9 protein-coding genes and 2 pseudogenes are annotated in these 10,243 nt (G+C 72.1%); 6 read left to right on the plus strand and 5 right to left on the minus strand.

Features of this window, described 5'->3' with window-relative positions; all coding sequences use genetic code 11:
* Positions 1-80: 80 nt before the first annotated feature.
* Positions 81-1,391 (minus strand): L,D-transpeptidase family protein, encoded by a 1,311-nt coding sequence (locus COGEMETH_RS21050; RefSeq protein ID WP_238184555.1) that lies wholly within the window; start codon positions 1,389-1,391, stop codon positions 81-83.
* A 379-nt stretch (positions 1,392-1,770) separates the two neighbouring features.
* Between COGEMETH_RS21050 and COGEMETH_RS21055 the strand changes: the two are divergent.
* Positions 1,771-2,232 (plus strand): annotated as a pseudogene (locus COGEMETH_RS21055) (copper chaperone PCu(A)C); the annotation flags it as partial.
* An 88-nt stretch (positions 2,233-2,320) separates the two neighbouring features.
* Here COGEMETH_RS21055 and COGEMETH_RS21060 read toward each other — a convergent pair.
* Positions 2,321-2,719: a DUF2306 domain-containing protein gene (locus COGEMETH_RS21060; RefSeq protein ID WP_238184556.1), complete on the minus strand. Its 399-nt coding sequence runs from the start codon at positions 2,717-2,719 to the stop codon at positions 2,321-2,323.
* An 83-nt stretch (positions 2,720-2,802) separates the two neighbouring features.
* On the opposite strand from COGEMETH_RS21060, the gene COGEMETH_RS21065 reads away from it, so the two are divergent.
* The 3 genes from COGEMETH_RS21065 (at position 2,803) to rcdA (ending at position 5,100) form a co-directional block, all read left to right on the plus strand.
* Positions 2,803-3,357, plus strand: a complete 555-nt coding sequence (locus tag COGEMETH_RS21065; protein WP_238184557.1) for a TetR/AcrR family transcriptional regulator — start codon at positions 2,803-2,805, stop codon at positions 3,355-3,357.
* Positions 3,354-4,442 carry an acyltransferase family protein gene (locus COGEMETH_RS21070; RefSeq protein ID WP_238184558.1) on the plus strand — a complete coding sequence of 363 codons (1,089 nt, stop codon included), beginning with the start codon at positions 3,354-3,356 and terminating at the stop codon, positions 4,440-4,442. Before COGEMETH_RS21065 ends, COGEMETH_RS21070 begins: the two co-directional genes overlap by 4 nt.
* 127 nt (positions 4,443-4,569) lie before the next feature.
* Positions 4,570-5,100, plus strand: coding sequence for a protease adaptor protein RcdA (gene rcdA / locus COGEMETH_RS21075; protein ID WP_238184559.1), 531 nt, complete (start codon positions 4,570-4,572; stop codon positions 5,098-5,100).
* Positions 5,101-5,269: 169 nt separating this feature from the next.
* Here the strand turns inward: rcdA and rpmE are convergent, their stop codons facing one another.
* A complete protein-coding gene (gene rpmE, locus COGEMETH_RS21080; RefSeq protein WP_238184560.1) occupies positions 5,270-5,521 on the minus strand; it encodes a 50S ribosomal protein L31 in 252 nt (83 codons plus the stop codon).
* A gap of 450 nt (positions 5,522-5,971) precedes the next feature.
* Here rpmE and COGEMETH_RS21085 point away from each other — a divergent pair, with 450 nt between their 5' ends.
* Positions 5,972-7,816, plus strand: coding sequence for an ABC transporter transmembrane domain-containing protein (locus tag COGEMETH_RS21085; protein ID WP_238184561.1), 1,845 nt, complete (start codon positions 5,972-5,974; stop codon positions 7,814-7,816).
* Entirely contained in the window at positions 7,817-8,842 is a 1,026-nt protein-coding gene (locus tag COGEMETH_RS21090; protein WP_238184562.1) for a D-cysteine desulfhydrase family protein, read from the plus strand.
* A gap of 221 nt (positions 8,843-9,063) precedes the next feature.
* Here the strand turns inward: COGEMETH_RS21090 and COGEMETH_RS21095 are convergent, their stop codons facing one another.
* Together COGEMETH_RS21095 and COGEMETH_RS21100 are read right to left on the minus strand one after the other, a co-directional pair.
* Positions 9,064-10,077, minus strand: a complete 1,014-nt coding sequence (locus tag COGEMETH_RS21095) for a peptidoglycan -binding protein (protein ID WP_238184563.1) — start codon at positions 10,075-10,077, stop codon at positions 9,064-9,066.
* Positions 10,077-10,243: pseudogene (locus COGEMETH_RS21100) on the minus strand (flagellar motor protein MotA); the annotation flags it as partial. The gene COGEMETH_RS21095 and the pseudogene COGEMETH_RS21100, both read right to left, overlap by 1 nt.

The following is a 10,243-nucleotide window of genomic DNA, read 5'->3' on the forward strand; positions in this document are numbered from 1 at the left end:
AAAAGGCCCGCGCCGGGACCGGTGCGGGCCTTTTTTATTTACCTCAGCCCCCGAAGCCGCCGAGGCCAAAACCCAAAAAACTACTCTTCGTCGCCGGGCTCGAAGGTCTGAGGCATGGTCGACTCGGCGCTGGCGACCGGGGTGGGCGCGCTGATGGTCGAGGGCACGTTGACGCCGTCGCGCTTGTAGATGTCGTCGCGGAACTGCACGAGGCCGTCCGGCGTCGCCCAGGCGGTGATGTAGGTCCAGTAGACCGGCACCGGCGAGGACAGGGTCGCGTCGATGCGCTTGCCGCCTTCGATGGCCTGCTCGACCTGCTCGCGGCCCCAGCCGGGCGTGTCCTTCAGGAGCCAGGTGATGTACTCGCGCACGTTCTGAACGCGCACGCAGCCCGAGGAGATGAAGCGGAAGTCGTCGCCGAACACGCCCTTGGTGTTCGTGTCGTGCATGAACACGCCGTAGGGGTTCGGGATGTTGATGCGCACGATGCCCATCGAGTTGAAGTCGGCGCCCGAATCCTGGCGGTAGGTGTAGCGCGTACCCTCGTCCGAGTTCCAGTTGACCTGGCGCGGCGAGATCTCACCGGCGCCCGAGAGGATGCGGATCTTGTTGTCGGTGAGGTAGTTCGGGTCCTTCTGCATCTTCGGGATCAGGTCCTTCTTCACGATGGAAGCCGGGACCGTCCAGGTCGGGTTGAAGTTGATCTGGGTCGCCTTGGTGTTCATGATCGGCGACTGGCGGTCGATCTTGCCGACGCCGGCGGCGTGCAGGGTCACGACCTGGCCGTTCTCCACCGTCTGCACCAGGGCGGCGGGGATGTTGGTGATGACGAAGCGGTTGCCGAGGTTGCCCGCATAGGACCGCAGGCGCACCGCGTTGATCTCGAGCTGGCGCAGGCGGATGTCGGCCGGCACGTTCATGGCCTGCTGGGTGGTGAGGCTCATGCTGCCGGTCTGGCTCAGGCCGTGGCGGGCCTGGAAGCGCTTCACCCCGGCGGCGACGTAGGAATCGTAGACGCCGGAGGTGCCGGCGACGGGGTCGAGGTCGCCGGTGACGATCAGGCGCTGGCGCACGGCCGCGACCGCCGGCCCGCGGGCGCCGACGCGCAGGCGGTCGGCCCCCGAGACCGGACGCCAGCCGCCGCGGGAGACGATCTCCTTATAGCGCTCGACCATCTGCTCGGTGGCGGCCACGGTCTGCGGCGACAGGATCGGCGTGGAGGAGCGCTGCACCTGCATCGCGGCGGGCGAGGCGTAGTCCTGTGCCCATTCGGCCTGGGCGAAGCTGCCCGGCTCGCGGGCGGAGGCGCCCGCCGCAAGCGCCACGGTGGCGAGGAGTGCGAAGCCGAGGGTGCGGGCGGCGCAGACCCGAGGAGTTGCCGGTGTGAGCATCGAGGGGGGCTCTGGTCCATGGATAGGCGGGACGAGACGGGCCCTGCGGGCGATCCGTCCCCGTGACCGCCAGGGTGTCGGGGTACGGTTAAGACTCCATGCCGACCGGGCCAGAATGTGGCGTGGCCGTGCGGCGGCGCACGTCACGAACGCGTGCGGCCCTGCGGCAACAGCGTTTCCGTGGCCGGACGCTGCGGATATGGCGTCCCGCGGCCCGATCGCGTAACGCCTCCGGCCGGGGACCTGCGCCGCCGAGGAAGGGTCCGCGCCGCACGAATCGGGGGTTGCCGATCCTCCGCATCGCACCTCCATCTTTCGGACATCCGCCATGAACCGAATCCTACCGGCCGGGCTCGGCCTCCTTCTCGCCGCCATGATCCCGGCTCTCGCCCAGGAGCGTACCGGCCCCCTGAAGGCCGGCGACCTCGCGATCGAGGCGCCCTGGATGCGGGCCGTCCCGGCCGGCGCCAAGGTCGCGGGCGGCTACGTGCGGATCACCAACACAGGCTCCGTGCCGGACCGCCTCACCGCCGCGGCGGTCGGCGTGGCCGGGCGCGGCGAGATCCATTCCATGACGATGGAGGGCGGGGTGATGAAGATGGCGCCCGTGCCCGGCGGCCTGTCGATCGAGCCCGGCAAGACGGTCGAATTGAAGCCCGGCGGCTTCCACCTGATGTTCCAGGACCTGAGATCCGCGCCCAAGCCCGGCGACGGCGTTCCGGGCAGCCTGACCTTCGAGCGGGCCGGCACCGTGCCGGTGACGTTCGCGGTGGCGTCCATCGGGGCGATGTCGCCGCAGGGCGCCCCTCCGGCGACGGCCGGCGCCCACCAGCACCATTAGATTCGCTCCCCGCCGAAATGAATGCCGGTTCGGCTCAAGGGAGCGCGTTGACGCAAAGACTTGAAGCCGTGCGCGATCGGGCACGGGTTTAAGTGCCGAACAGAACCGCGTGCATCAGCCGGCCGGGCATCAGCGTAAACAGGCCGGTAATCACCAGCGCGCCAGCGAACAGCCCGATCATGGTCCAGCGATGGGCATCGATCCGGCCGGCGCGGGCATGGGCGATCGCCACGGCGAGCATGGGGAGGGTGAAGGCCGACAGCCCGTGAATCCAGCTGAACGGGCCGAACTGGCGCAGGGCGCCGATCCCGAAGGAACTCAGGCAGACCAGGGCGAGGAGCCCCACCCAGGCCCGCCCGAGCCAGCGGTGGCGCGGGCCGCCCTTCGGCAGGGCCAGTTGCAGGGCGCCGAGGGCGACGGCTGTCAACGCCATCAGGGCGTGGGCCTGCACCACGGGACCGGCCGCGATCAGGGGGGCGAGGGTCATGGCGCTGTCCCGGACGGGGCGGAACGGGACTGGCGCCCGCTGCCGATCCACGTATGTTGGCAGGCGCAACATCGAGGCACGTGTTGGCATTGTCAACATCGGGATCGGCCGAGCGCTACCACCATGGCGACCTGCGCAACGCCCTGGTCGAGGCGGCCTCGCGCCTGCTGCGGGCGGGCGGGCGCGAGGCCGTGTCACTGCGCGAGGCGGCCCGGGCGGCGGGCGTGTCCCACAACGCGCCCTATCGCCACTTCCCGAGCCGGGACGCCCTGCTCGCGGCCGTGGCGGCGGCGGGGTTCCGGCTGCTGCGGGACCAGCTCGAGGCCACCGACCGCCGCCCGGTCGCGCTCGGCCGGGCCTATCTCGCCTTCGCGGGGGAGGACCGGGCCCGCTTCCAACTGATGTTCGGCCAGAGCCCGGCCAAGGACGCGTTCCCGGACCTGGCCGAGGCCGCCGGCGCCGCGCTGGCGGTGCTCGACCGGGCGGTCGGCGGCCCGGCGGCGCCGGACCGCGTGTCGGCCGCGACCCTGCGGGCCTGGGGCCTGGTCCACGGCCTCGCCCACCTCGTGGCCGAGGGGCAGGTCTCGGAAGCCGTTGCGGAGGCCGCCCTCGGTGACGAAGGCGAGGCGCGGCGGTGAGCCGGGAGGCCGGCGGCCGCGGCACGATCACGCTCCTCCAGGCCGGGCGGGCGGGTGCGGCGGTCGCGGTGGTCGCCTATCACGCGGCCATCGCCACCCGCGACTTCGCGGAAGCCCTGCCGGCGGCCGCCTTCGCCCTGTTCGAGCGGGGCACCTTCGGCGTCGACTTCTTCTTCGTGCTGAGCGGCTTCATCATCGTCCACGCCCACGCCGACGATTCCCGCGGCGCGGGGCCGGCCCGCGCCTACGCCGCCAAGCGGCTGAGCCGGATCTACCTGCCCTACCTGCCGGTCTCGCTCGCGATGATCGCCCTCTATGCCGGCCTGCCCGGCATCTCCGGCGCGAGCCGGGACTGGAGCCTGACGACCTCCCTGACCCTGCTGCCCACCGGCTCGCCCCCGGCGCTGGCGGCGGCCTGGACCCTCGTCCACGAGATGATGTTCTACGCCCTGTTCCTGGTCTCCTACTTCGTGCGCGGCTTCCCCTGGATCGTGGCGGCCTGGGTCGGTGCGATCCTGGCCGGGATCGGGCTGGGCCTCCAGACCGCCTACGCCGCGCCGAGCCTGTGGAGCGTGCTGGCGCCGATCAACGCGGAGTTCGTGGCCGGGATGGGCGCGGCGCTGGCGGTGCGCGCGTTCTCCCCTGCCCGCTCGCCGGCCCTCGCCTGGCCCTGCCTGGCCGCGGGGCTCGCGGGGGTCGCCGCCTTCTTCGCGCTCGCCGTCGACCCGGCCGGCCCCTTGCGGATGCTGTTCGGCGTCGCGGTGGCTTCGGCCGTCGCCGGCGGCGCCTGGCTGGAGCGGGCCGGGCGACTCCGGGCGCCGCCCGCGCTGGTCCTGCTGGGGGATGCGTCCTACGCGATCTACCTCGTCCACAGCCCCGTCATCTCCCTCGCGGCCCGGATCGCCGGCCGCTACGAGCCCTTTCGCGCGTGGCCGGCCTGCCTCGCCCTGTGCATCGGCCTGGGGGTCGCCTCCGGCCTGCTCTACCACCTCGCCTTCGAGCGCCCGGCCCTGGCCTGGCTCCGCCGGCGCCTGCCCCGCCGCGCGGCGACGGTGGGCCCTTCGGGACCATCGGCCGGGCATTAACGTTACCAAGCGGCAAACCCGGCGGGCCCGCCGGTTCGGCGCTAGGATTGCGCATGGGGCCGAGACCGACGCGGTGGCGTCCCGATCCGGGACGGCGAGGACCGCGCGAGGCGGCGCAGGAGGCACGATGAACGGCTTCGATGTCACGTTCCGGGACGAGCGGGACTGGGTGGATTTCGGCAGGACCTATGTCGGCTCGGATTCCTTCCGGAGCCTGTTCCGCGACGGCATGGCGCTCGTCGAGGAGACGGCCGCCTATCTGGACGGCGAGGGGCGCGACGAATCGCGACTGATCTCCCGCGACGCCACCCTGAGCTACGCCGCCGAGAGCATGCGCCTGACGACGCTGCTGATGCAGATCGCCTCCTGGCTGCTGGTGCAGCGGGCGGTCGCCGAGGGCGAACTGACGCCGGGCCAGGCGCTCCAGGAGAAGACCCGCGTGCGGCTCGCCGCCAGCGAGCCCCCGAAGCCCGAGAACTTCAACCTGCTCCCGGCCCGCCTCCAGGACCTGGTGGTGCGGGCGCGCCGCCTGCACGCGCGCATCCTCCACCTCGACGCCCTGATCTCCGAGGACCGGCCGACGCCCCTGCCCCGCGAGAGCCCCGTGGCCGCCCAGCAGGGCCTGCTGCGCTCGGCTTTCGTTTCGGACCGGGTTTGATGTAACGCGACCTAGAAATCTCGCCGCGGTACTCCCCCTCCCCCCGCAACGGGGGGAGGGAAGCGCGCTGAACGAGATTCTTTCGGTGACGCGCGTTCCTAGTCCCGAAAAACAAAACGGGCGGCCCGTAGGACCGCCCGTGAAAACCCGTCAGGTCCGTCCGGACGAATCAGCGGCGCCCGACGAGGTTGCCGAAGCGCGAGTTGAAGCGCGAGACGCGGCCGGCGCGGTCGAGCATCTTCTGCTCGCCGCCGGTCCAGGCCGGGTGCGTCAGCGGATCGATGTCGAGGTTGAGGGTGTCGCCCTCCTTGCCGTAGGTCGAGCGGGTCTTGTACTCGGTCCCGTCGGTCATCACGACACGGATGAAATGGTAGTCGGGGTGCTCGGTCCCCTTGGCCTTCGCGGCCGCGTCTTTCGCCATGACCCTATCCTCGAAACTGGCACATCCCGCCGGTGCGCGACGGCGCCCGACGTGCGGATGTGTGTCGGAACCCAAAAGAAACTGCCGTTGCCACGAGCCCGAGGTTCGTGCGAACGGCTTCGACCACGCCGACCCGCCCGTCGTGGCGGCCCGCGGCCATTGAACACGCGCAATCGGATGAAGCCGGGCGTATATCCCAGCCTTCCTGTCCGAACAAGCGCTCGGATGCAGGTTGCACGGCGAGTGCCGGAAGCCGCATCGGCGGCTTCGGGGCGCGAAGAGCGCCCCGCGGAGCGGGTCGTCCGGGACGAACGTCCCGGACGACACAGAGCGGAGGATCGGCCTGAGCCCGCGGATGCGGGCGCCGGCGATTGAGGCAAAGCAAAAAGCAGGGCAAGCGCTGTCAAGCGATGGCCCTCAAGAGTTGGGAGCGAGACAGCGTGAGGCGTGATGGCCGCTAAGCAGACCCGCGCCGCGGAGGGCCGCGGCAAGGCGCCGTTGAGCGCCTTGCGGCCCCTGGTGCCCTTCGCCGCCCGCTACCGCGGGCGCATCCTCGCCGCCTTCCTCTCGCTGCTGGCCGCCTCCGGCGCCACCCTGGTCGTGCCGGTCGCGATGCGCCGGGTGATCGACCACGGCTTCTCGCCCGAGGGCGCCGCCGTCATCGACGCGTACTTCCTGGCGCTGCTGGGCGTCGTGAGCGTGCTCGCCCTGTCGAGCGCGGCGCGCGCCTACACGGTCTCGACCCTGGGCGAGCGGGTGGTTGCGGACCTGCGCGCCGCCGTGTTCCGGCGGCTCACCATCCTCGACCCCGCCTTCTTCGACCGGTCGCAATCGGGCGAGATCGTCTCGCGGCTCACCGCGGACGCGACCCAGGTCAAGGCGGTGTTCGGCGTCTCGATCTCGATCCTGCTGCGCAACCTGTTCCTGTTCGTCGGCGCCGTGACCATGATGGTCATTACCAGCCCGAAGCTCTCGATCCTGGTTCTGGCGGCCATCCCCCTGATCGTCTTCCCGCTCATCGTCTCGGGCCGGGGTGTGCGCCGCCGCTCGCGCGCCGCGCAGGACCGGCTGGCCGACGCGTCCGCCTACGCCGCGGAAGCCGTGGGGGCGATCCGGACCATGCAGGCCTTCGGCCGCGGGGCCGCCACCGGCGACCGCTTCGCCGCGGCTTCCGAGGAGGCCTACCGCGCCGCCCGTGAGTCGATCCGGGCCCGCGCCCTGCTGACGGGGGTGGCGATCTTCCTGATCTCGGCCTCCGTCGTCGGGGTGATGTGGTACGGCGCGCAAGGGGTGCTGGCCCAGACCATGAGCGCGGGCCTGCTCTCGCAGTTCGTGCTCTACGCCGTGTTCGGTGCAGGCGCCCTCGGCCAGCTCTCGGAGGTCTACGGGGAACTGGCCCAATCGGCCGGCGCCGCCGAGCGGCTGGCCGAGATCCTGGCGACCGAGCCCGTGATCCGCGCGCCCGTCCCGGCCCTGCCCCTGCCGGAGCCGTCGCGCGGGGCCGTCGCGTTCGAGGCGGTGCGCTTCTCCTACCCGACCCGCGAATCGTATGCGGCGCTGGACGGCCTGAGCTTCTCCGCCGCACCCGGCGAGCGCATCGCCCTCGTCGGCCCCTCGGGGGCGGGCAAGACCACGGTGCTGCAACTCCTGCTGCGGTTCTACGACCCGCAAGGGGGCCGCGTGCTGGTCGACGGGGTGGACGCCGCGCGGGTCGACCCGGAGGCCTTGCGCGCCCGCATGGCCCTGGTGCCGCAGGACCCGACGGTGTTCTCGGGCTCCGTGCTGGAGAACATCCGCTACGGCCGGCCCAAGGCCACCGAGGAGGAGGCGCGGCGCGCGGCCGAACTCGCCAACGCCGACGCCTTCATCCGCGCCCTGCCCCAGGGCTACGGCACGCCGGTGGGCGAACGCGGCGTGACGCTGTCGGGCGGCCAGCGCCAGCGCATCGCCATCGCCCGGGCCATCCTCAAGGACGCGCCGATCCTGCTCCTGGACGAGGCGACCTCGGCACTGGACGCCGAGAGCGAACGGGCTGTGCAGGCCGCCCTCGACACCCTGATGCGCGGGCGCACGACCCTGGTCATCGCCCACCGGCTGGCGACCATCCGCGCCGCCGACCGCATCCTCGTCCTCGACGAGGGCCGGATCGTGGAACAGGGCACGCACGAGAGCCTGCTGGCGCAGGGCGCCCTCTACGCGCAGCTCGCCAGCCTGCAATTCACGGACGCCCTCGACGAGACTGCCCGCGGCAAGGGCCCGCGTGCCCGCCCCGCGGCGATGCCGGTGGCCGAATAGATGGACAGCCTCGACCTCGCAACCTTCCCCCGCCTCTCGTTCCTGGCGCGGCCGACCCCGATCGAGCCCCTGGAGGGCCTCGGCCGGCATCTCGGGGCCGCGCTCAACGGCGTGCGCCTGTTCGTGAAGCGCGACGACCTCGCGGGCGTGGGCGGGGGCGGCAACAAGCTGCGCAAGCTCGAATTCCTCCTCGGCGCGGCCCGGGCCGAGGGCGCCGACACCGTGATCACGGTGGGCGCCCTGCAATCGAACCACGCCCGCCTCACGGCGGCGGCCGCCGCGCGCTCGGGGTTCGCCTGCGAGCTGTTCCTCACCCGCTCCGTGCCGCGGACGGACGCCGACTACGCCGGCAACGGCAACCGGCTGCTGGACGACCTGTTCGGCGCCCGCGTGCACGAACTGCCGGGAGAAGCCGATTCGCTCGGCCTCGCCGAGGCGCGTGCTGAAACCCTGCGGGCAGAGGGGCGGCGCGTCTACGTCTTCCCCTCGGGTGGATCGAGCCCGGTGGGCTGCCTCGGCTACGCCGCCTGCGCCGCCGAGATTCTTTCGCAATCCGCCGAGATGGGTGTCGACTTCGCCCACATCGTCACCGCCAACGGCAGCGCCGGCACCCATGCGGGCCTGGCAGCGGGGCTCGCCGCGATCGGGCGCGACCCGCGCCTGGCCAAATCCTACGCGGTCCTGGCCGAGGAATCGGAGGCCGCGCGCCTCACCCTGGACAAGGCGAACGCCACGCTGGCCCTGCTCGCGCCCGGCACGCACCTGACGCCCGGGCAGATCGCCATCGACGGCAGCCACCGCGGGCGGGGCTACGGCATCCCGACGCCGGGGATGTTGGAGGCGGTGCGGCTGATGGCCCGCACGGAGGGCCTGCTGCTCGATCCGGTCTACAGCGGCAAGGCGTTCGGAGGCCTGCTGCACGACGTGCGCGCCGGCCGCTACCGGCCGGGCGACGCGGTGCTCTTCGTGATGACCGGCGGCGTGCCGGGGATCTTTGCCTACAAGGGTGCGTTCGCGGACGCGTGAGGGGCTACATCAATCCTCCCCTCGAGCGGACGTAGCGCGGGCGTTTCCCTCTCCCCTCCGCGGGAGAGGGTGGCCCGCGAGCTAAGTCGGGAGAGGGGAGCGCCGCTGCCGGATACGGCACTCCCCTCTCCCGACCCTCGCGCGCGCGAGGGCCACCCTCCCCCGCAGAGGGGGGGAGGGAAACCGCGTTCCGGTTCAGCGCCTTATCACATGGCCGGCGCTCACCGCTCCGTCAGCTTCATCTCGATCCGCCGGTTGCGCGCGTAGGAATCCTCGCTCGTCCCGGCATCGATGGGCTGGAACTCGCCGAAGGCGCCGGCCAGCAGGTGCTGGGGCGGGATGCCCTTGGCCGCGAGGTATTGCACCACGGCGATGGCGCGGGCCGCCGAAAGGGACCAGTTCGACGGGAACTGCGCGCTGGCGATCGGGCGCGCGTCGGTATGCCCGTCCACCCGCAGCACCCACGGCAGGTCGGAGGGGATCTGCTTCGAGAGTTCCAGGATGGCCCCGGCAATGCGGTCCAGTTCCGGGCCGGCCTCGGGCTTCAGGGCGGCCGACCCGCCGGGGAACAGCACCTCGGATTGCAGCACGAAGCGGTCGCCGACGATGCGGATGTCGCGGCGCTCGCCTAGGATCTGGCGCAGGCGCCCGAAGAAGTCGGAGCGGTAGCGGGCGAGTTCCTGCACCTTCTGGGCGAGCGCCACGTTGAGCCGGCTGCCGAGGTCGGCGATGCGGGCCTGCGATTCCCGGTCGCGGTTCTCGGAGGCCGCCAGCGCGTCCTCCAGGGCCGCGAGCTGGCGGCGCATGGCGCTGATCTGCTCGCCGAGGATGTCCACCTGCGACAGGGCGCGCCTGGTCGCGCCGCGCTCGGCCTGGAGCTGCTTGTCGAGGTCGCCGGCCGCCCCTTGCGTGGCCGCATTCCCCTGCGCCTCCGCCCTGATGCGGTCGCGGTCGGCCTCGACGGCGAGCAGCGTGGTGCGCAGGCCCTGGGCCGCCTCGGCCTCGCTGCGGCGGGTCGAGCGCTCCAGGGAGAGCAGGTCGGTGAGGTCGGCGATCTGGCGGTTGAGGCGGGCCAGCAGCGTGTCGCGGCCGGAAAGCTCCTGCGACAGGAAGAACTGCCCGACGACGAAGACCGTCAGCAGGAACACCACCGACAGGAGGAGCGTGGCCAGGGCGTCGACGTAGCCGGGCCAGACGTTGAGGCTGCGGGCGTTGCGCGCGCTGCGCGATGCCATCAGACCCGCTCGCGCCCGAGGCGGTCCAGCGCCTGCTTCAGCTCCCGCTCGCGGCTCGCCTGGGCCTCGACCCAGTCGCGGATCATCTGCTGCTCGGCCCGCATGTGCTGGACGAGGCCCTGGATGCCCTCGGCGAGGTTGGTCATCGCCTGCGTCGCCGCCCGCC

It is taken from the genome of Methylobacterium trifolii (assembly GCF_022179685.1).
In the GTDB taxonomy this organism is placed as follows: Bacteria; Pseudomonadota; Alphaproteobacteria; order Rhizobiales; family Beijerinckiaceae; genus Methylobacterium; species Methylobacterium trifolii.